Annotated in this window: 15 protein-coding genes and 1 pseudogene; 10 read left to right on the forward strand and 6 right to left on the reverse strand. The window is 68.0% G+C overall.

Annotated features, from left to right (window positions below; translation table 11 throughout):
- The first annotated feature begins 53 nt into the window (after positions 1 to 53).
- Together DFR45_RS06775 and DFR45_RS06780 are read left to right on the forward strand one after the other, a co-directional pair.
- Positions 54 to 389 (forward strand): type II toxin-antitoxin system RelE/ParE family toxin, encoded by a 336-nt coding sequence (locus DFR45_RS06775; protein WP_114482938.1) that lies wholly within the window; start codon positions 54 to 56, stop codon positions 387 to 389.
- The gene (locus DFR45_RS06780; RefSeq protein ID WP_114482939.1) at positions 370 to 660 is read left to right on the forward strand and encodes a helix-turn-helix domain-containing protein; all 291 of its coding nucleotides are present in this window, start codon (positions 370 to 372) and stop codon (positions 658 to 660) included. Before DFR45_RS06775 ends, DFR45_RS06780 begins: the two co-directional genes overlap by 20 nt.
- Positions 661 to 685: 25 nt before the next feature.
- Here the strand turns inward: DFR45_RS06780 and DFR45_RS06785 are convergent, their stop codons facing one another.
- Both DFR45_RS06785 and DFR45_RS06790 read right to left on the reverse strand, forming a co-directional pair.
- Positions 686 to 1,453, reverse strand: coding sequence for a LytR/AlgR family response regulator transcription factor (locus DFR45_RS06785; protein WP_114482940.1), 768 nt, complete (start codon positions 1,451 to 1,453; stop codon positions 686 to 688).
- A complete protein-coding gene (locus DFR45_RS06790; protein WP_114482941.1) occupies positions 1,434 to 2,612 on the reverse strand; it encodes a sensor histidine kinase in 1,179 nt (392 codons plus the stop codon). The genes DFR45_RS06785 and DFR45_RS06790 overlap by 20 nt, the downstream gene beginning before the upstream one ends.
- A 152-nt stretch (positions 2,613 to 2,764) precedes the next feature.
- On the opposite strand from DFR45_RS06790, the gene argH reads away from it, so the two are divergent.
- From argH to DFR45_RS06830, 7 genes and pseudogenes are all read left to right on the forward strand, one after another.
- On the forward strand, positions 2,765 to 4,270 hold the full coding sequence (gene argH / locus DFR45_RS06795) for an argininosuccinate lyase (protein WP_114482942.1): 1,506 nt from the start codon (positions 2,765 to 2,767) through the stop codon (positions 4,268 to 4,270).
- 41 nt (positions 4,271 to 4,311) lie between these two features.
- Positions 4,312 to 6,615, forward strand: coding sequence for a bifunctional diguanylate cyclase/phosphodiesterase (locus tag DFR45_RS06800; protein ID WP_114482943.1), 2,304 nt, complete (start codon positions 4,312 to 4,314; stop codon positions 6,613 to 6,615).
- 152 nt (positions 6,616 to 6,767) lie between these two features.
- Positions 6,768 to 7,934 (forward strand): alpha-hydroxy acid oxidase, encoded by a 1,167-nt coding sequence (locus DFR45_RS06805; protein WP_114482944.1) that lies wholly within the window; start codon positions 6,768 to 6,770, stop codon positions 7,932 to 7,934.
- 80 nt (positions 7,935 to 8,014) lie between these two features.
- Positions 8,015 to 9,157 carry a DNA polymerase IV gene (gene dinB, locus DFR45_RS06810; RefSeq protein WP_114482945.1) on the forward strand — a complete coding sequence of 381 codons (1,143 nt, stop codon included), beginning with the start codon at positions 8,015 to 8,017 and terminating at the stop codon, positions 9,155 to 9,157.
- Positions 9,158 to 9,240: 83 nt separating this feature from the next.
- The gene (locus tag DFR45_RS06815) at positions 9,241 to 10,809 is read left to right on the forward strand and encodes a methyl-accepting chemotaxis protein (protein ID WP_114482946.1); all 1,569 of its coding nucleotides are present in this window, start codon (positions 9,241 to 9,243) and stop codon (positions 10,807 to 10,809) included.
- A gap of 81 nt (positions 10,810 to 10,890) precedes the next feature.
- Positions 10,891 to 11,019: pseudogene (locus tag DFR45_RS06820) on the forward strand (BrnA antitoxin family protein); the annotation flags it as partial.
- Between the two features lie 702 nt (positions 11,020 to 11,721).
- Positions 11,722 to 13,281: a methyl-accepting chemotaxis protein gene (locus DFR45_RS06830; protein WP_114482948.1), complete on the forward strand. Its 1,560-nt coding sequence runs from the start codon at positions 11,722 to 11,724 to the stop codon at positions 13,279 to 13,281.
- Between the two features lie 75 nt (positions 13,282 to 13,356).
- Here DFR45_RS06830 and queF read toward each other — a convergent pair whose 3' ends face one another.
- The 4 genes from queF to DFR45_RS06850 form a co-directional block, all read right to left on the reverse strand.
- Positions 13,357 to 14,229 carry an NADPH-dependent 7-cyano-7-deazaguanine reductase QueF gene (queF, locus tag DFR45_RS06835; protein WP_114482949.1) on the reverse strand — a complete coding sequence of 291 codons (873 nt, stop codon included), beginning with the start codon at positions 14,227 to 14,229 and terminating at the stop codon, positions 13,357 to 13,359.
- A 59-nt stretch (positions 14,230 to 14,288) separates the two neighbouring features.
- A complete protein-coding gene (locus DFR45_RS06840) occupies positions 14,289 to 15,146 on the reverse strand; it encodes a 2OG-Fe(II) oxygenase (RefSeq protein WP_114482950.1) in 858 nt (285 codons plus the stop codon).
- Positions 15,143 to 15,961, reverse strand: a complete 819-nt coding sequence (gene yaaA, locus DFR45_RS06845) for a peroxide stress protein YaaA (RefSeq protein WP_114482951.1) — start codon at positions 15,959 to 15,961, stop codon at positions 15,143 to 15,145. Before yaaA ends, DFR45_RS06840 begins: the two co-directional genes overlap by 4 nt.
- 237 nt (positions 15,962 to 16,198) lie before the next feature.
- The gene (locus DFR45_RS06850; RefSeq protein ID WP_114482952.1) at positions 16,199 to 19,462 is read right to left on the reverse strand and encodes an Rne/Rng family ribonuclease; all 3,264 of its coding nucleotides are present in this window, start codon (positions 19,460 to 19,462) and stop codon (positions 16,199 to 16,201) included.
- 669 nt (positions 19,463 to 20,131) lie between these two features.
- Between DFR45_RS06850 and DFR45_RS06855 the strand changes: the two genes are divergently transcribed.
- Positions 20,132 to 21,235, forward strand: a complete 1,104-nt coding sequence (locus DFR45_RS06855; protein ID WP_241659290.1) for a pseudouridine synthase — start codon at positions 20,132 to 20,134, stop codon at positions 21,233 to 21,235.
- The last annotated feature ends 5 nt before the right edge of the window (positions 21,236 to 21,240 follow it).

Genomic DNA, 21,240 nt, shown 5'->3' on the forward strand with positions numbered 1-21,240 from the left:
CGCTCAGTGTTATTCTTGTTTGGGTAGTGCGCTTCTAGCGGATAATTGGGCGTATGGTCTTCATCGAACTTCCCATCTTCGTGCGTTGTGCGAGTGAGTTGTTCTCCGACGAAGACATGCGCGAGTTGCAATTGATTTTGCTGGAAAACCCTGCAGCAGGGGACATGATCCCCGGTGGACGTGGCCTGCGAAAGCTTCGGGTGCCGCTGCCTGGACGAGGCAAACGCGGTGGTGCGCGGGTCATTTATTACCACTGGGTATCCCATGAGCGCTGCTACATGGTTTATGCCTACGCAAAAAATGTGATGGCGGACTTGAGCAAAGACCAACTGCGTCGGCTGGCCGACATCATTGCCGAAGAGGTGCACGATGAACGAAAAACAATTTGACGAGCTATTGCAAAGTGTCCGTGACATGGGGCGCCACATGCGTGGTCAGGCGGTGGCGGGAGTGCGTGTGCACGACTTTCCTGATCCCGACGTCAAGGCCATACGGGAGCGCACGGGCTTGAGTCAGACCCGTTTCGCCTACCTCATCGGCGTCAAGCCCAAAACCTTGCAGAACTGGGAGCAGCACCGTGTTCGCCCAGCTGGGCCTGCGCGCGCGCTGTTGAAAATCGTCGAGCTCAACCCAGAGGCGCTGTCGGCGCTGCATGGGTGAGCGCACGCGGCGTTTCGGCCAGACTCTACCCGCCCTCAAGCTCCGCGCGCACCGCCGCCAGCTGGCGCCGGGACACGGCCAGCGGCTCGACGAGGCCCTGCAGGCGCACGGCCCAGCCTTCGCCTTCTTCGGGGTCGAAGTGCTTTTCCAGCGCGCGGATGGCGCGGCGCGCGACCAGGGCGTTGCGGTGGATGCGCAAGAACTGCGCGGGGTATTTGCGTTCGAGCTCGCTCAGGGCGCCGTCGAGCACGTAGCTGCGCGTGCTGGTGCGCACCGTCACGTACTTTTGTTCGGCCTTGAAATACAGTACCTCGGCCAGCGGCAGGCGCTCGGTGCGGCCGCGGTCTTGCAGCAGCAGGGCTTCGCCCGCGTTAGGCGGCGGTGGGGCTGTGGCGCTCTGGCCCGCGAGGCGCTGCGCCTTGGCCAGCGCCTGTTGCAGGCGTTCGCGGCGCACGGGTTTGGTGAGGTAGTCCACGGCGTCGAGCTCGAAGGCGCTCAGCGCATGGTCGGGGTGCGCGGTCACGAACACCAGCGCGGGCGGGTGCGCCAGCGCCTTGAGGCGCTGTGCGAGTTGCAGGCCGTCCAGCCCCGGCATGTGGATGTCGAGCAGCACCAGGTCGAAGCCGCGCCCGCCCGTGGGTTGCAGCAGGGCCAGCGCCTGCGCGGCGCTCTCGGCCTCGGTCACGGTGTGGGCGCCGTTGCAGTGGCCCGCGCCGCTGCCGCTGCAGTCGGCGAGCAGGGTACGCAGGCGGCTGCGCGCCAGGGCTTCGTCGTCAACGATCAGGATGTGCATGGGACTGCTCTCTGGATGGCGGCGGGGTGGCTTCGGGCGTGGGCGTGGGCGTGGGCGTGGGCGTGGGCGCCCGGCGCGGTGCTGGCCGTGGCTGCCGTAGCGGCTGGCGTGGCGCGGGCAGGGTGATGCAGACTTCGTACAGGCCATCCTGCACGCCGGCGCTGAAGTTCGCCTGCAGGTCGTGCAGCAGGGCGAGGCGCGCGCGCACATTGGCCAGGGCCATGCCGTGGCCGCGGCGCTGCGCGGCGGGCGCTTCGCTGCCGGGCGCGGGCAGGGTGTTGGTGATGCGCACGCGCACGCGGCTGCCGCGCAGCTCGGTCTGCACGCGCAGCTTGCCGCCGCGCGGGCTGGGCTCCACGCCGTGCTGGATGGCGTTTTCGACCAGCGGCTGCAGCAGCAGCGGCGGCAGCCGCGCCGCGTCGGCGCGCGGGTCGAGCTGCCATTGCACCTGCAGGCGCGGGCCGAAGCGCACGGCCTCCACATCGAGGTAGTGGCGCGCCAGCCGCAATTCCTCGGCCAGCGTGACCGACTCGCCCTGCTCGGCGAGGGCGTGGCGAAACAGCTCGCTCAGGTCTTCGAGCAGCGCCTCGGCTTTGGCAGGCTCGGCGCGCACCAGGGCGATGGCGCTGTTGAGCGTGTTGAACAAAAAGTGCGGGCGGATGCGCGCCTGCAGCTCGGCCAGGCGCGCCGCGGTGGCGGCCGGCGTGCGCCCGCGTGCGCGCAGCACGAGCGCCGCGACGAGCAGCGCCGCAAGCAGCGCGCCGCTGGCGGCGCTCGCAAGCCAGGGCGGCGCGGTGGCCACGCCGGCGAGCGCCAGCATGGCGCAGGCCATCAGGCCCGCGAGCGCGCCCAGCAGCACGCCCGCAGCATATTGCCGGGCGGTGGACAGGCGCTGCAGCGTTTTTTTGAGGCTGCAGGCCGTGAGCAGCCAGGCCAGCGTGGCGGGCAGCGCGCCGCCGGTGAGCAGCATCAGGCGCAGCAGCCACTCGCGTGCGCTGCCCGCGCCAAACAGCGCGCCCACGCCGAGCACGGCTTCGACGAACAGCACCGCGCGCAGCACCAGGCCGACCTCGCAGGCGTCGAAGACCAGCACGGCCGCATGGGCCGATGTGCCGCGCGCAGTTGCGGGTTTGGGGATGGCCGCAGAGCTTTCCAGCATTTTTAGGTCTTTTATGGCTTTTATGCTTATGTAGTATGCACAAGCAGCTTCTGAAGATATAGCATTTTGCGGCGTCGATAAAATCTGCGGCTCGCGCACTTGCAGCGCCCGGCGGCGCCGGCTTCACTCATTCAACGGATTATTGCCTCCCCATGCCCACGCCCCCCAGCCCCCATTCTTCCTCCGCGCCCGCCCCCACGCCCGCCCCCGCGAACCAGCTCGACACCAAGGCGCAGGCGTGGTCGGCGCTGTTTTCCGAGCCCATGAGCGAGCTGGTGCAGCGCTACACGGCCAGCGTGTTTTTCGACCAGCGCCTGTGGCAGGCCGACATCATGGGCAGCCTTGCGCACGCCGAGATGCTCGCCGCGCAGGGCATTCTGAGCGCGCAGGACCTGGCCGACATCGAGCGCGGCATGGCGCAGATCCGCGCCGAGATCGAGGCCGGCAGCTTTGCGTGGAAGCTCGAGCTCGAAGACGTGCACCTGAACATCGAGGCGCGCCTCACGCAGCTCGTGGGCGACGCGGGCAAGCGCCTGCACACGGGCCGCAGCCGCAACGACCAGGTGGCGACCGACGTGCGCCTGTGGCTGCGCGGCGAGATCGACCTGATCCTCGGCCTGCTCGCCGAGCTGCAGCGCGCGCTGCTGGCCGTGGCCGAGCCGCATGTCGAAGTGATCCTGCCCGGCTTCACGCACCTGCAGGTGGCCCAGCCCGTGAGCTTTGCGCACCACATGCTCGCCTACGTGGAGATGTTTGCGCGCGACGCCGAGCGCATGCAGGACGTGCGCCGGCGCGTCAACTGCCTGCCGCTGGGCGCGGCGGCGCTCGCGGGCACGAGCTACCCGCTGGACCGTGAGCGCGTGGCGCGCACGCTGGGCATGGTGGATGCGCAAGGCAACCCTTGCGTGTGCCAAAACAGCCTGGACGCCGTGAGCGACCGCGACTTCGCGATCGAATTCAGCGCCGCCGCGAGCCTGTGCATGGTGCACATCAGCCGCCTGAGCGAGGAGCTGATCCTGTGGATGAGCCAGAACTTCGGCTTCATCCAGATCGCCGACCGCTTCACCACGGGCAGCTCCATCATGCCGCAGAAGAAGAACCCCGACGTACCCGAGCTCGCGCGCGGCAAGACGGGGCGCGTGGTGGGGCACCTGATGGGCCTGGTCACGCTCATGAAGGGCCAGCCGCTGGCCTACAACAAGGACAACCAGGAAGACAAGGAGCCGCTGTTCGACACCGTCGATACGCTCAAGGACACGCTGCGCATCTTTGCCGAGATGGTCGGCGGGCAGACCGACCCGGCCACGGGCGCGCGGCATGGCGGCATCCGCGTCAACGCGCAGGCCATGGAGCAGGCGGCGCTGCGCGGCTACGCCACGGCGACCGACCTGGCCGACTATCTGGTCAAAAAGGGCCTGCCGTTTCGCGACGCACACGAAACCGTGGCGCACGCGGTCAAGGAGGCCATGGCGCGCCAGCTCGACCTGGCCGCGCTGCCGCTCGAGGTGCTGCAGGGCTTTCACCCCGCGATCGGGCCCGACGTCTATGAGGTGCTGAGCCTGCGCGGCTCGCTGAACGCGCGCAACACGCTGGGCGGCACCGCGCCCGCGCAGGTGCGCGCGCAAATCGCCCGGCACCGCGCGCGCCTGGGCGGCTGAAAAGGGTTGGCCGGAAAGCCAGAAAACACGCCCACGCGCACATGACGGCTTTGTTGCGTTTTCTCTCGCACCGCCTGGTGTGGCTCGCCGTGCTCGTGTCCTTGGGCATCGGCGGCCTGTTTGCGCGCGCCATCTGGATCACGCACGCAGACGCGCTGGCGTATGCCGAACGCAGCAATGCGAACCTCGCGCGCGCGCTCGAGATCGGCCTCGTGCGCGGGCTGGACACCTTGGCCGAAGCGATGCAGAACGTGGTGTTCGAGCTGGGCCGCTCCAAGGTCATGGCGCTGCCGCCCGACATGCGCCAGCGCGTGCTGTTCGCCAGCGTTGCGCGCGCGCAAAACATCGACGACATGCTGGTGACCGACGAGCGCGGCCATGTCGTGCTCGACGCCCGCGGCGTGGTGCCGCGCCAGATCGATCTTGCAGACCGCGAGTATTTCCAGGTTCTGCGCAGCGGGCAGCAGCGCGGACTCTACGTGGGCCGGCCCATCGTCGCCCGCACCACGCAGGAATGGAGCCTGCCCCTTGCGCATGCCTACTACAACTCCGACGGCAGCTTTGCTGGCGTGGTCGTGGGTGTGATTCCGCTGCGCTACTTTCAATCCATCTTCAGCGAGGTGCAGCTGGGGCCGGACAGCGGCATCAACCTCATTACGCTCGATGGCACTTTTTTGGCGCGCTTTCCTTACGACGGCACGGGCGTGGGCAAGAGCGTGGCCGCGAGTGCGGACTTGCGCTTCGTGCAGTCGCATCGCAGCGGCACCTTGCTCACGCGCTCGACGCTGGACGGCGTGCGGCGGCTGTATTCATTCCGCCGCGTGGGCGCCTATCCGCTCGTGGTAGGCGTGGCGCAGTCGTACGACACCATCATGCTGCCGTGGCGCCACAATGCCTGGCTGCTGGGCGCCTTCGCCGCGCTGCTCATGGCTGGCAGCATCGGCCTGGCGTGGCTCTTCACGCGCCAGCTGAGCGAGCGCGAACGCATCGCCGCGCAACTGCACGAGGCCGAGCACAGGCTGCGCACCATCCTCGACAGCGTGCCTTCACTGATCGGCTACTGGGGCGCCGACTTGCGCAACCGCTTCATCAACCATGTCTGCGAGGACTGGTTTGGCCTGGCGCCCGCGCAGGTGGCGGGGATGCATCTGTACGACTTGATCGGCAGAAAAATGGCGTCGCAATACCAGTCGTATATCGAGCAGGCCTTGCAGGGACGCAGGCAGGTGTTCGATTTGTCCATGCGCGATGCGCGCAACGAGGAGCGGCACTACCTCGTGGCGTACCTCCCGGACATGGAGGGTGGCGCCGTGCGCGGATTTTTCGTGCAGATGACCGACATCACCGAACGCAAGCGCATGGAGGACGAGCTGTTCGAGGAGAAGGAGCGCATGCGCCTGACGCTGCAGGCCATCGCCGACGCCGTGGTCTGTACCGACGCGCAGGGCCGCGTCACCTACGTCAACCCCGCCGCCGAGCGCCTGACGGGCTGGCAGGCTTTCGACGCGGCTCTGCGCGACGTCGACGAAGTCATCGCGCTGTGCGCGGCCGACGGCACCACGCCCCAGTCCAGCCCGCTGCACCAGGCACTAGCGCAAAAGCGCCCCATCCCCACCACGCGCGGCGTGGTGCTGCAGCGCGGCACGGGCCGGCGCGTCGATGTGGAGGCGTCGGCGAGCCTGATCACCGACCGCAAGGGCCGCGTCACAGGCGCCGTGGCCGTGCTGCGCGACGTGGGCGCGGCGCTGGCGCTGGCCGAGCGCATGGCGCACCTTGCGCAGTACGACGCGCTGACCGACCTGCCCAACCGCCTGCTGCTGCGCGAGCGCGCGCACCAGGCGTTTGCCCAGGCGCGGCGCGACGGCAGCCTGGTGGCCGTGCTGTATATGGACCTCGACGGCTTCAAGCAGGTCAACGACCAGCTGGGTCACGACGTGGGCGACGAACTGCTGGTGCAGTTCGCCAAGCGCCTGCAATCGGCCGTGCGCGCCACCGACACCGTGTGCAGGCTCGGTGGCGACGAATTCTTGTTGCTGCTGCCCGGTCTGGCGAGTGCCGAGCAGGCCGCGCCGTTGGTGTGCAAGGTTTTGAATGTCTGCAATGCGCCGGTCGAGCTCGCGGGGCAGACGCTGCCGCTGCGCGTGAGCGGCGGCATGAGCCTGTTCCCGCTGCACGGACAAGACCTGGAAACGCTGACGCGCCACGCCGACGAAGCCCTGTACGCGGCCAAACGCAGCGGGCGCGGGCGCGTGTGCCTCTACGCGGGCGAAGGCGTGGAGCCCGCGCTGCTTGCCCCCGCGCCCGCACCCGGGGCTACAACCATGGTGGTCGCGCCGTCGAAGTAGCTTCTGAATAAATAGCTGCTTGCGCAGTATCCATGAGCGCTGGAGGCCAATTTCTATCAAAATTGCCAGCGCTGTCCTGCGCCAGTCTGCGGCCTGCGCCTGCCGCACAATCGACGCTGAACGAATCCCCGCCCCATCCAAGGAGACACCGCGTGCCCGACCTGTCCAAAATCACCTGCATCGAAGACCTGCGCCGCATCGCGCGCCGCCGCGTGCCGCGCATGTTCTACGACTATGCCGACTCCGGCTCCTACACCGAGAGCACCTACCGCGCCAACGAAGCCGACTTCCAGCGCATCCTGCTGCGCCAGCGCGTGGCCGTGAACCTGGAAGGGCGCAGCACGCGCAGCACCATGCTCGGCGAGCCCGTCGCCATGCCCGTGGCGCTCGCGCCCACGGGGCTCACGGGCATGCAGCACGCCGACGGCGAAGTCCTCGCGGCGCGTGCGGCCAAGGCATTCGGCGTGCCCTTCACGCTCTCGACCATGAGCATCTGCTCGCTCGAAGACGTGGCTGAGCACACGGGGCGCCATCCGTTCTGGTTCCAGCTCTACGTGATGCGCGACCGCGACTTCATCGAACGCCTGATCGAGCGCGCCCGCGCCGCCAACTGCTCGGCGCTGGTGCTCACGCTGGACTTGCAAATCCTCGGCCAGCGCCACAAGGACATCAAAAACGGCCTCTCCACGCCGCCCAAACCCACGCTGGCGAACCTGCTCAACCTCGCCACCAAGCCGCGCTGGTGCCTGGGCATGCTGGGCACGCGCCGGCGCAGCTTTGGCAACATCGTGGGCCACGCCAAGGGCGTGGGCGACATGGGTTCGCTCGCCGCCTGGACAGCCGAGCAGTTCGACCCGCGCCTGAACTGGGCCGACGTCGAGTGGATCAAAAAGCGCTGGGGCGGCAAGCTCGTGCTCAAGGGCATCATGGACGCCGAGGACGCGCGCCTCGCGGCGCAAAGCGGCGCCGACGCGCTCATCGTGAGCAACCACGGCGGGCGCCAGCTCGACGGCGCGCCCTCGAGCATCCAGGCCCTGCCCGCGATCGCGGACGCCGTGGGCCAGTCCATCGAAGTCTGGATGGACGGCGGCATCCGCAGCGGCCAGGACGTGCTCAAGGCCCGCGCCCTGGGCGCACGCGGCACGCTGATCGGGCGCAGCTTCCTCTACGGCCTGGGCGCCTTCGGCGAGGCCGGCGTGCGCCGCGCGCTCGAAATCATCCAGAAAGAGCTCGACATCACCATGGCGTTTTGTGGGCGCACGCAGATCGACCAGGTCGACCGCTCCATCCTGCTGCCCGGGACTTATCCGACGCCGTGAACGAGCCAGCCCCCCGCGACGAACGGCCACCGTCCGCGCCCCAAGACCAGGCCCCGCCCCGGCGCATCGCGCACCTGGACATGGACGCCTTTTTTGCCAGCGTGGAGCTGTTGCGCTACCCGCAGCTGCGCGGCCTGCCCGTGGTCATCGGCGGGCGGCGGCGCACGCCGCAAGAGGGCGCCAGTGCAGCCGATGCCGCCCTGCCGCTGTCGGCCTTCGAGCGGCTCAGAAACTACCAGGGCCGCGGCGTCATCACCACGGCCACCTACGCGGCGCGCGCTTTTGGCGTGGGCTCGGCCATGGGGCTCATGAAGGCTGCGCGCCTGTGTCCTGATGCCATCTTGCTGCCGGTCGATTTCGACGCCTACCGGCGCTACTCGCGCGCCTTCAAGGACGTGGTGCGCAGCTTCGCGCCGGTCATGGAAGACCGCGGCATCGACGAGGTGTATATCGACTTCACCCACGTGCCCGGCGGCCAGGAGCAGGGCGGGCGCGTGCTCGCGCAGCGCATCCAGCAGGGCATCCTCGCGGCCACGGGTCTGACCTGCTCGATCGGCGTGGCGCCCAACAAGCTGCTGGCCAAGATGGCGAGCGAGTTCGACAAGCCCCAGGGCATTTCCATCATTTTCGAGGGCGACCTGGCCACGCGCATCTGGCCCTTGCCCTGCCGCAAGATCAACGGCATAGGCCCCAAGACCGACGCGCGCCTGCAGGCCCTGGGCATACACACCATCGGCGAGCTCGCGCAGCAGGACGTGGCGGCGCTGGTGCGGCACTTCGGCAAGGCTTACGGCGCCTGGCTGCACGACGCCGCCTGGGGGCGCGACGAGCGTGCCGTGGTCACCGCGAGCGAGCCCGTTTCCATGAGCCGCGAGACCACCTTCGAGCGCGACCTGCACGCGGTGCACGACCGCGCCGAGCTCGGGCGCATCTTCACCGCGCTGTGCGAGCGCGTGGCCGCCGACCTGCAGCGCAAGGGTTACTGCGGCCGCACGATTGGCATCAAGCTGCGCTACGCCGACTTTCGCAGCGTCACGCGCGAGCAGACCATCGCGCTGCCCACGCAGGACGCCGCCACCATTCGCCGCGCCGCCGGGCAATGCCTGCGCCGCGTGGCTTTGACGCAACGCCTGCGCCTGCTCGGCGTGCGTGTGGGGAATCTGGTGCCGCAGAGTGAAGTCGCCTTGCAGCACATGGCCGCAGGAACGCCCGAGCTGTTCTGAATTCAGGAGTTGACCTGCGTCAAACCCCTGCCGGGGGCATGCCGGGAAGCTTGATGTGTTTCTTTACAAAAACCCTTGCAACCATGCGCATCAACCTCCCCGTCACCCAGCGCGAGTACGACTTCCCAGGTGAAGAACTGCTCATGTCCACCACCGATGCCAAAGGCCGCATCACGCATTGCAACGCGGCTTTCGTGCGCGTGAGCGGCTTCGATTTTGCCGAGCTCATGGGGCAGCCGCACAACATCGTGCGCCACCCGGACATGCCGCCCGAAGCCTTCGCGGATATGTGGACGACCATAGGCCACGGCCGCAGCTGGACGGGAATCGTGAAAAACCGGCGCAAGAACGGTGACCATTACTGGGTACGCGCCTTCGTCACCCCGCTGATGGAGGGCGGCAAACCCAAGGGCTATATGTCGGTGCGCGCCAAGCCCACGCGCGAGGAAGTGCGCCAGGCCGAGGCGCTGTACGAACGCATCAAGGCAGAGCGCGAAGCCGGTCGGCGCACGGTACGCCTGCACGCAGGGCGCGTGCGCCGTGTGGGCTGGCGTGATCTGCCGGGCCGCTTGCACCGCGCCACACCCACGATGCGCATGGCGGCCATGCTGCTCGGCCTGATCGCGCTCACGCTGCTGTCGCTGTGGCTGGGCTGGCAAGATGGGAAACTGGTGCTGTTTCAGTTTTTTGCCTTGCTTCTGGGTGGGGGCTTCATCGTCTGGCGCTTTCACCGCAACGTGACGCAGTCGCTACTGCAGGCCAACCTGCTCGCACGCGACATCGCGGGTTGCGACCTCACTACTGCGCTGCAGTGGAATATGGACGCCATTCGCACGCCCATGGTCATGCTGACCGAGCGGCTGCAACAAATCCAGCTCAACCTGCGCGCAGTCGTCGGTGATGCGTGCCACGAGATCGCCGGCTTTGGCAGTATCGCGGCCGAGCTCGCACAAGGCGCGCAAGACCTCTCGGCGCGCACCGAGGCGCAGGCCAGCAGCCTCGAAGAAACGGCCGCCGCGATGGAGCAGCTGGCCAGCACCGTGCAGCAGTCCGCCGAGACCACGCAGCGCATCCAGCAGCAAAGCGAGCACAGCGCCGCACTCGCGCGCACGGGCGGCGCGGCCGTGCAGGCCGTGGGCGCGGCCATGCAGGAGATAGAAAACTCGGCGCGGCAGATGCAGCAGATCATTGGCGTCATAGAGAGCATCGCGTTCCAGACCAACATCCTCGCGCTCAACGCCGCCGTGGAAGCGGCGCGTGCCGGCGAGCAGGGGCGCGGTTTTGCCGTCGTCGCGAGCGAGGTGCGTGCGCTCGCACAAAACAGCGCCGCCGCGGCGCGCGAAATCCGCGCGCTGATAGGCGCCTCGAACGCGCAGGTCGGCCAGGGCGCGGGCCAGATGCGCGAAGCCGATGCAGCCATCGCGCAGGTGGTGCATTCGGTCGAACAGGTGAATGCGCTGATCGGCCACGTCACCGGCGCCGCGCGCGAGCAGGCGCTGGGCATCGCGCAGGTGAACCAGGCCGTGAGCGACATGGACAGGGTGACGCAGCAAAACGCCGCCCTGGTCGAAGAAACCGCCGCCGCCGCCGCGGCCATGAACGGCAACGCCGGGATACTCGGGCGCACGCTCGCGGTGTTTCGGCTGAGGTGATGCCTACACGCGGCGAGGTGCGCCGCATTATCAGCATGAGGAAAGTCAAAGTCCGACAGGCTGCTAGCAGGCCCAAGCAGGCCCAAGCAGGCATTGACGGTACGCTACGACGCCGAAGTCATCAAGGCATTCAAGGCTACGGGCAAGGGCTGGCAGACACGCATGAATGCTGCTTTGAAAGACTGGCTCAAAAGCCATTCACCGACGTGATGGTTTGAACCCAGATTGTCCATTAGGCGGTGCTGTGCACCTACGCGGGCGCTGGCGAACGTCTGACGGTCATTTTGGCCGCGGCTTCGTCGTCCATGGCACCGGCCATGCACTCCTCAGCCGCGACCAAACTGCCTCGCCAGCCGCCTCGCCATCATCCCGCGTCCTAATGGACAATCTGGGTTGAACCCAGATTGTCCATTAGGCGGTGCTGTGCACCTACGCGGGCGTTGGCGGACGTCTGCCGGTCATTTTGGCCGCGGCTTCGGCGTCCATGGCACTGGCCATGGACTTCTCACCCGCAACCAAACTGCCTCGCCAGCCGCCTCGCCATCGTCCCGCGTCCTAATGAACAATCTGGGTTGAAATTTGGATAAAGCGCAAGATTCTCCATCGCAAAGAGGTTTTGCAAAATGCCTATCGAGTAGCTGGCAAAGGTGCGCAAGGCTGGCGGTGGCATCGAAGCGGCGCATGCCTGCATCGCCGCGGTGGCCGTCGCCAACGGGCGGACCGTGGCCACACGCGACACGGCGTCCTTTCAGGGCGCGGGGCTGAGCGTCGTCAACCCTCGGCTGGCGTGAATCGCTTGCGCTGCTGCAAGTGTGCATGCGGGTTTTTCCGCATGCGGCATGTGACCGTTTGTAATAATGCGTCGATCCCTTTTCCCTCGCGCATTTGCGAGGGATTTTTCACGAGACCCGGATGCGCATCAATCTACCTGTCACCACCCAAGAATACGACTTCCCCGCCGATACCATGCTGGTATCGACCACCGACACCAAGGGTGTCATCACGCATTGCAATGCGGCGTTTCAAGAAACCAGCGGGTACAGCTACGATGAGCTCATCGGTCAGCCGCACAACCTGATACGCCACCCCGACATGCCACCGCAGGCGTTTCGTGACATGTGGCAGACCATTGGGCGCGGCCAGACCTGGACCGGGCTCGTGAAAAACCGGCGCAAGAATGGCGACTTTTACTGGGTGCGCGCCAATGTCACGCCCATCATGGAAGGCGGCAAGCCGCGCGGCTACATGTCGGTGCGCACCAAGCCCAACCGCGACGAGATACGCCAGGCCGAGGCCCTTTATGCGCAGCTGCGCCGTGACGCCGAACAGGGGCGCACGGGGCTGCGCTTGCAGCAGGGGCGGGTGATCCAGCCCGGTGTGCGCGGCCTTTGGCAGCGTCTGCGCTGGCTGCCGCCCGCCTATGGCCTGGGCGCACTGCTGCTCGGCGTGACGGCGCTCGCCATGCTGCCGTTCGCGCTCGGCGCCAGCGGCGCCTGGGCCTGGGGCGGCGTGCTGGCCATCCTGCTGGCGGGCCATGCGGCGGTGCTCGCCTGGTTCCAGGCGCGCATCGGGGGAGGTTTGCAGCGTGCGGCGGACTTCGCGCGGGACATTGCGGCCTGCAATCTTGCGGTGCGCCTCGATAGCTCCGACTTCGCGCCGGCGCTGCAGGATTTGCTGCGCAATCTGCAGCAGATTCAGATCAATCTGCGCGCCGTGGTGGGCGATGTACGCAGCGAAATCCAGGGTTTTTTGCAGACCGCCGAAAGCATGGCGCAGGCTGGGCAGGACTTGTATGCGCGCACCGAGGGCCAGGCCAGCAACATCGAAGAAACGGCCGCCACCATGCAGCAGCTCTCGGGCACGGTGCACCAGACGGCCGATATGGCAAGCCAGGTGGCGCAGGACGGCGCGCAGAGCGCTGCGCTCGCGCAGCGCGGCGGGCAGGCCGTGCAGCAGGTGGGACAGACCATGCAGGCGATCGAACAGTTCTCGCGCCGCATCAGCGAGATCGTCGCCGTGATCGAGGGCATCGCCTTCCAGACCAATCTGCTCGCGCTCAACGCCGCCGTCGAAGCGGCGCGTGCCGGGGCGCAGGGGCGCGGCTTTGCCGTCGTGGCCGGCGAGGTGCGCGCGCTCGCGCAGCGCAGCGCAGAGGCAGCCAAGGACATCCGCACGCTGATTGCCTCGTCGGTGTCGCAGGTCAGCGGTGGCAGCCAGCAAATGGCGCAGGCCGAGCAAATGATCGCCTCCGCGGTGGCCGCGGTCGAGCGCCTGAGCGCACTGGTGCGCCGTATCAGCGAAGCCACCCAAGAGCAGTCGCACGGCATCGATCAAGTCAACGAGTCCGTCGTGCAGCTCGAGGCCGTGACCCAGCAAAACGCCGCGCTCGCCGAACAGACCGCCACTTCGGCCGAGGAGCTCGAGGCGCACTCGCAGATGCTCGCGCGCTCCGTGGAAGTGTTCCGACTGTAGGCGCGCGTGGGGGCCAGCGATGCCGTAGGGCTGGGTGAGGAACGAAATCCAGCAGACAGACGCGCGCGCAAAGCCCTACTGCCGCGCCGTGCGCACGTTCGCGGGCGGCTGTTGCGGGTGGCTGGTGCGCCAGGGGTTGATGTCGAGCCCGCCGCGGCGCGTGTAGCGCGCATAGACGGTGAGCTGCGTCGGCCGGCAGCGCGTCCAGAGGTCCATGAAGATGCGCTCCACACAGTGCTCGTGAAAGCCGCTGTGCTGGCGAAAGCTCACGAGGTAGCGCAGCAGGCCCTCCTGGTGGATCGGCGCGCCGCTGTAGCGGACTTGCACGCTGCCCCAGTCGGGCTGGCCCGTGACCGGGCAGTTGCTCTTGAGCAGGCGGCTCGTGAGCACTTCGCCGTGTACGGGCGGCGCATCCTGCTGCACGGTGAGCAGTTCGGGCGCGGGCTGGTAGTGCGTGCATTCGACGTCGAGCCGGTCCAGGTTCAGGCCGTCGAGCTCATGGATGGCCTGCTGGTCGAACTGCTCGGGCAGCAGCAGCTTCACGCCGATACTGCCGGGCGCAGCGGCGCCGCGCCATAGCGCCGCGGCCAGGTCGGCGCGGATGCGCGATTGCACCTCGGCTGCGTCGGCAAAGCGCGTCTGGCTGAAGCTGCCCAGGTAGAGCTTGAGCGACTTGCTTTCGACGATGTGCGGCGTCTCGCACGGAACCGTGAGGTGTGCGAGCGCCACCTGCGGCTTGCCGCGCAGGTTGAGCCACGAGAGTTCGTAGGCCGTCCACAGGTCGGCGCCAAAAAAGGGCGGCGCGGCCGTGATGCCGAGCTCGGCCCGCTGCGCTGCACGCGCTATCGGAAACAGCAGCGCCGGGTCGTACTGGTCGGCGTAGGCGACGGCCTTGCCCAGCGGCGAATGCTGCGGCGACGGGTCGGGCGAAGGAGCGTTGATGGACATCTAATTTCTATCAAATAAGGAGCTGCTTGCGCTTGATGTGCCTTGGCAAAAGGCCGATTTCATTCAAACTTTCCCGCGCGCAGCCACTTGGTCGCGATCCATTTTTCGCCCGCGATCACCGGGGTGCCCGCGTGCAGGCTGCCGCTGGAGGGGTGCGCGCGCTCGTAGCTGAAGAACACGGCGTTGCCGCGCTGCGCCGCGACTTCGAGGTGGATGCCCGGAAAGCCCGTGGAGCCGCCTTTTTCGGGCGTGTTGAGGTAGAGCACCAGCGTGCCCACGCGCTGGCCGCCGCGCGCGAGCAGCGTGGGTGTGCCGGGTGCGTCGGGGTCGAAGTAGTCGTAATGCGGCTTGTATTCGGCGCCGGCGCGGTAGTGCAGCACCTGCAGGCCCTCGCCGTTTTCCACGGGCCAGCGCAGCAGGCGTGCGATGCGCTGTTCTATGCGCTGCAGCAGCGGGCTTTCGCCGCGCTGGAAGAACATGCCCTCGCTCGTGCGGTCGGCGTTGACCTCCTGCCCGCCCGTGGCCGTGGCCACGGTGAGCGAGCGCGCCAGGCGCGGGCGCGCGGCCTCGATGAGCGCGTCGCATTCTTCGGGCGCGAGCAGATCGCCGAACACCACGATGCGCGGCTTGCCGATGGCGAGCAGCACGCGCACCTGGCGCTCGCCCAGGTCGATCACGGTGGGCGCGTCGGCCAGATCGGGCTCGGGCACGGGATTCGCGGGCGGCAGCCCCTGCGCGACGGCAACGGCGTCGAGGTGCGCGCGCAAGGTTTCTTCGAGCGCTGCGGCGGCCAGGTCTTCGTCCCAGCCGGCTTGTTGCATGGCTTGCAGCAGCGCAGGCGCGCTGCAGCCGGCCTCGGCCTGCGCGACGATCCACTGGCGCAGCTCGGGCGTGATTGTTTGGCTACGCCGGCTCATGCGTGCGCCCCTGGCTGCTCACGCCGGAACACGAGGCGCTCGGGGCTCGAAGCCGCAGGCGCAAAGGAGTAGCCCTCGAGCGCAAAACCTTCGAGGCCCGCGGGCGTGGTGATGCGCTGCGTGATGGCGTAGCGCGCCATCAACCCGCGCGCGCGCTTGGCGTAAAAGCTGATGATCTTGTAGCCGCCGCCTTTGAAGTCCTCGAACACGCAGTCGATCACGCGCGCGCGCAGCGCCTTGCGATCCACGGCCTTGAAATACTCTTGCGAGGCCAGGTTGACGACGATGCGTGCTTCGTGCTTTTGCGGTTGAGATTGGGCTTGATCCTGTCCCTCTAGCGCGGCGTTCAGGTAGTCGGCGATGCGCGTGCCCCAGAACTGGTACAGGTTCGCGCCCGCGGCGGTGGCCAGCGGCGTGCCCATTTCGAGGCGGTAGGGCTGCATGCAGTCGAGCGGGCGCAGCACGCCGTACAGGCCGCTCAGGATCACGAGGTGCTGCTGTGCCCACTCCAGGTCGGACGTGCTGAGCGAGCGTGCCTGCAGTCCTTCATAGACGTCGCCGTTGAATGCGAGCAGCGCCTGGCGCCCCAGCGCGGGGGTGCACTGCGGCTGCCAGGCCTGGTAGCGCGCGACGTTGAGCGCCGCGAGCTTGTCGCTCAGGCCCATGAGCGAGGCGATTTCTTGCGGCGACTTGGTGCGCAGCACCTCGATGAGCTGCGCCGCCTGCGCGGTGAAGGCGGGCTCGGTGCACGGCAGTTGCGCCGGCACGGGGGTGTCGAAGTCCAGGGTTTTGGCGGGCGAGAGCAAAAACAGCATGGCGATGGCACCTCAGGGAAAGTGGCGTGGCGCTAGTGCAGTGTTCGACGCTATATGCGACATAAAACCGCGTCTTTTCGGCCTGGGCCGCGTTGCAAATCCTCGCGATACCACCCGGTATCGCTGCGGTTTACGCCTTGCCCAGACCAAAAATCCATCGGTTTTATTTGTCGCATCAAGCATCAAACACTACACTAGCGGCCGCCTGCAGTGGGGCGGCACGCCAGCGACGCACGATTATGGGCGCGGCTCTTCGAACGGCAGGCGCAGCGCGGCCAGATCGCGCCGCGTTTCCACCAGCACCAGCGGGCCTTCGTCGGGCCGGGCCACGGCGGGGCGCTCGCGCGGCACGCGGATGGGCGCGGGCTCGGCCGCGATTGCGGCTTGCACGGCAGCGACCTTGGCCGGATCGGTGTTCACCCACTGCAGGCCGGCTTGCGCGACGACCTGCTGCAAATCCTGCAGCGGCAGGACAAACCGCTGGGTCGGCGCAGTCGAGGCCGTGCTTGCAGCCAGCGGTGTGGCGGCCTGCGCCTGCGCCACTTGCGCGGTGGCAAGCGCGGGCTGGGCTGGGGCTGCTGGCTCGGCAGCAGCTTCGGCCGTGGCTGCGGTTGCAGGCTGCGGCGCAGCGGCGTGGCTCTGGTCGAAATAGCTGCGGCGTGCAGGCGCTGCCTCGGCGGTGGGTTGCGCTTGTGCGCTGGCATCCGGCGGTGCCGCGGCCGGCGTGGGGGCCAGGGCGTCGAACTCCAGCAGCACCGATGCTTCGGCCGCGGCAGGAGTGGGCGCGGCTTCTGCGGCGGTGCTGCTGCCAGCTTCGGCGCGTGGCGTGCGGCTGCGGCGGTCGCGGCCGTAGCGGTCGCGCGAGCGGCGTTCCCGGCGTTCTTCGCCGCCTGGGGCTGCGCCGCTTTCTTCGGCCGGGGTTTGCGCGGCGGCGCCGGGCCCGGCTTCGCTGCTGCTCAGGTCGAGGTCGGGCATGAGCGCCATCGGAACGGTATCCGCAAAGCCGGACGCAGAGGTGCCCGCAGAGGTGGCCGCTTCGGTCGCGCCAGGCTGTGCAGCGGCACGCAGGGCGCGCTCACCACGCGCACCGCTGTCGCGGCGCTGGCTCGTCTCGGGCGCCGGGCGCGTCGGGTGCGCCGCGGGCTCGGCGCTGCTCAGGTCGAGATCGGGCATGAACTCGATCGGGATGGTGTCGGCAAAGCCGGACGCAGAGGCTTCGTTTCCTTCCAGGCCCTGCGACGCGCGGGCCGCGCGCAAGGCGTTTTCGCCACGCTCACTGCGGTCGCGCCGGCCCGTGCCCTCGCCACGTTCGCGGCGTGTGTTGTCCCGCTCGCGGCGCGCTGTGCGGGCGCCGGCGCTGCCTTCAACCGCGCCCTCGGCTGCGCTCGTGCCAGCTTCTGCCGCAGCCGCAGCACTTTCCGGCGATGCGCTGGGGCGGGACTCGGCGTCGCGGCGGTTGCGGCCCCGGCTGCTGCGCGCTTCGCCAGTGGGCTTTTCTGTGGCGGATCTGTCGGCCGCAGCGTTTTCGGCGTCGGCTTCGGTGCGGCGGTTGCGCGCGGGCGGTGCACTCTGCGCAAGGTCGCGGTTCGCGCCATTGCCTTGGCCGTTCGCGGAGGCGCCGGCGCTGCGCTCGGGGCGTCGGTTGCGTCCCTCGGTGCGGCCCGTGCGCCGGGTTTCTGCGGCGGGCGCAGTCGCCACGGGCGCTGCCGGGGGCGTCGGCACTGGCGTAGGTGGTGTGGCCGGCGCCAGAGGGGTCAAGCCCAGCAGGCGTTTGAGCCAGGCGAAGAAGCCGCGCTCTTGCGGCACAGGCACCGCGGCCGGTGCGGGCGGCGCGGCTGGCGCTGGCGCAGCAGGCGCCGCGCTGCGGGCGGTGGGGCGCGGCTCGGCCGCCGGCGCGGGCATGTCGGGCAGCACGCCCTTGATGACCGGGGTCTGTCGGTTCGTGGGCTCCTGCGAGCGGCGCGTCACGGCCGTGGGGTCTTCGACTTCCTCGGCGAGCTGGTAGCTCGGCTCGATTTGTTCGAGGCGCGGGTCGTCGTGCTTGAGGCGTTCGAGCTTGTAGTTCGGCGTCTCGAGGCCCTTGTTGGGCACGATGAGCACGCTCACGCGCTGCTTGAGCTCGATTTTGGTGATTTCAGGGCGCTTTTCGTTGAGCAAAAAGCTCGCCACCTCCACCGGCACCTGGCAGCGCACGGCGGCGGTGTTGTCCTTCATCGACTCTTCCTGAATGATGCGCAGGATCTGCAGCGCCGAGCTCTCGGTGTCGCGCACGTGCCCCGAGCCGCCGCAGCGCGGGCAGGGAATGGACACGCCCTCGCTCAGCGCGGGCTTGAGGCGCTGGCGGCTCATCTCGAGCAGGCCGAACTTGCTGATCGAGCCGAACTGCACGCGCGCGCGGTCCTGGCGCAAGGCGTCGCGCAGGCGGTTTTCGACCTCGCGGCGGTTCTTGGCCTCGTCCATGTCGATGAAGTCGATCACGATCAGTCCGCCCAGGTCGCGCAGGCGCATCTGGCGCGCCACTTCGTCGGCGGCTTCGAGGTTGGTGCGCGTGGCGGTTTCCTCGATGTCGCCGCCCTTGATCGCACGCGCCGAGTTCACGTCGATCGAAACCAGCGCCTCGGTGTGGTCAATCACGATCGCGCCGCCGCTGGGCAGCTGCACGGTGCGCGCGTACGCCGATTCGATCTGGTGCTCGATCTGAAAGCGCGAGAACAGCGCGGCGTCGTCGCGGTAGCGCTTGACGCGGCCCGCGTACTCGGGCATCACGTGCGCCATGAACTGCTGCGCCTGTTCGTAGATGTCGTCGGTGTCGATGAGGATTTCACCGATGTCGTGGCTGAAATAGTCGCGGATCGCGCGGATCACGAGGCTCGATTCCTGGTAGATCAGGAACGCACCCTTGCCGCCCTTGGCGGCGTTTTCGATCGCGCTCCAGAGCTTGAGCAGGTAGTTCAAGTCCCATTGCAGCTCGGCGGCGCTGCGGCCTATGCCGGCGGTGCGCGCGATGATGCTCATGCCCTTGGGGTATTCGAGCTGGTCCATCGCGTCTTTGAGCTCGGCGCGGTCTTCGCCCTCGATGCGGCGCGACACGCCGCCGCCGCGCGGGTTGTTGGGCATGAGCACCACGTAGCGCCCGGCCAGGCTGATGAAGGTGGTGAGCGCAGCGCCCTTGTTGCCGCGCTCTTCTTTTTCGACCTGCACCAGCAGCTCTTGGCCCTCTTTGATCACGTCGCTGATGCGCGCCTGGCTCACGGGCACGCCTTCGGCGAAGTATTGGCGCGAGATTTCCTTGAACGGCAGGAAGCCGTGGCGCTCCTCGCCGTAATCGACGAAGCAGGCTTCGAGCGAGGGCTCGACGCGCGTGACCACGGCTTTGTAGATGTTGCCCTTGCGCTGCTCGCGCCCTTCGATTTCGATTTCGTAGTCGAGCAGTTTCTGGCCATCGACGATCGCCAGGCGGCGCTCTTCGGGCTGCGTGGCGTTGATGAGCATCCGTTTCATGATGCGTGTCCTTCTTGTTGTCAGTGCGGACAGCGGCGTGCAGCAATGCGCTGCGTGGGGCCGCTGCCCGCGGGGTTCCAATCAATGAATGCTCTGCACTTCAGAGCTGCAAATGCCTGGACTGACGCATCGAAACGGAAGAAATGGCCAAAGCAGCCGCCATCCCGCAGGCAGCAAGTGCTTGCGGCGGGTGGGGCAGGGACGGGTGGATGGGGCGAGCAGGCGGCGGAGGACGCACGGGTGCGCTATGTCAGTGGTAGCTGCCAGCGCAGGCTGCGCCTTGGCTTGGGCCACTTTTCGTTCCAAATACAGGGGCGTGGGCCGGTGCCAGAGCACGCGCCACAAGGCCATCAGCAACCACATTGCTCGCTTTGATCCGCTGGCGCCTCGCAGGGGGCGATGGTGCCGGCTTGGGGATTCCAGGTTGGGTTTCGATTCGTCGGCCCGCAGCGTGCTGCGCGGGCCACTGCAGGCTGCATGGCCTGCGGATGTGCGCGCGACGCTCGCCGGCATCGACCTGCCTGCGCGCGGTGTTGGCAGGCTCGGCTAAACTCGATCCGAATCAACCACTCTGGACTTACGCAAACAAGGATGCAGCGAGGTTTTTGCCCTACGGCGAGTGCCTTGCATCATCCCGATTTGCGTAAGTCGCGCCACTTACACACACAGGTGAAACGAATTATAGGGGCCAAAGCGAAGGCGCCGGCGCCGGCCGCGCGCACGCCGGAGCGAGCGGGCGCAGCCGAGGCGCGCATGCTGCAGGTCGATGAGGAATCCTCGGGTCAGCGGCTCGACAATTTTCTGCTGCGCCAGCTCAAGGGCGTGCCCAAGACGCATGTCTATCGCATCATCCGCAGCGGCGAGGTGCGCGTGAACAAAGGCCGGGCGCGTGCCGACACGCGCGTGCAAGCGGGCGACTTGGTGCGCCTGCCGCCGGTGCGCGTGGCCGCGCGCGCCGCTGGCGTGGGAACCGACGGCGGGGTCGGCGGCGCTGCCGAAGCGCAGGCCGCGGCGCAGGTGCCGGCGCGCCAGTTTCCCATCCTGTTCGAAGACGAGTACCTGATCGCGCTCGACAAGCCCGCGGGCGTGGCCGTGCATGGCGGCAGCGGCGTGAGCTTTGGCGTGATAGAGCAATTGCGCCGTGCGCGGCCCGAGGCGCGCTTTCTGGAACTCGTGCACCGGCTCGACCGCGAGACCTCGGGCATCCTGCTCGTGGCCAAAAAACGCTCGGCGCTTACGCGGCTGCAAGACCAGTTCCGTAGCCGCGCCACGGGCAAGACCTATCTCGCGCTGGTCACCGGCGTGTGGCCCGCAAACCAGAAGGTGATCGACCTGCCGCTGCACAAATACCTGCTGCCGGGCACCCCGGGCCAGGCCGGGCAGGGCGGCAATGCCGGCGCGGGCGAGCGGCGCGTGCGCATCGCGCGTGCCGACGATCCACAGGGCCAGCGCGCGATCACGCTCGTGCAGGTACGCCGCGTCCTGCCCGCGCGGCCGCAGCAGGGCCTGCCCGCGATGACGCTGCTCGAAGTGACCATCAAGACCGGGCGCACGCACCAGATCCGCGTGCACCTCGCGAGCCAGGGCCACCCCATCGCCGGCGACGACAAATACGGCGACTTCGAGCTCAACAAGCGCCTCGCGCGGCGCGGGCTCAAGCGCATGTTCTTGCACGCCTGGCGTTTGGATTTCACCCACCCGGCCACGGACGCGCCCGTGCGTCTGCATGCCGAGCTGCCGCCCGAGCTGGCCGACTTTTTGCAAAGGGATTGATTTCG

The organism is Extensimonas vulgaris (assembly GCF_003337425.1).
Lineage (GTDB): Bacteria > Pseudomonadota > Gammaproteobacteria > Burkholderiales > Burkholderiaceae_C > Extensimonas > Extensimonas vulgaris.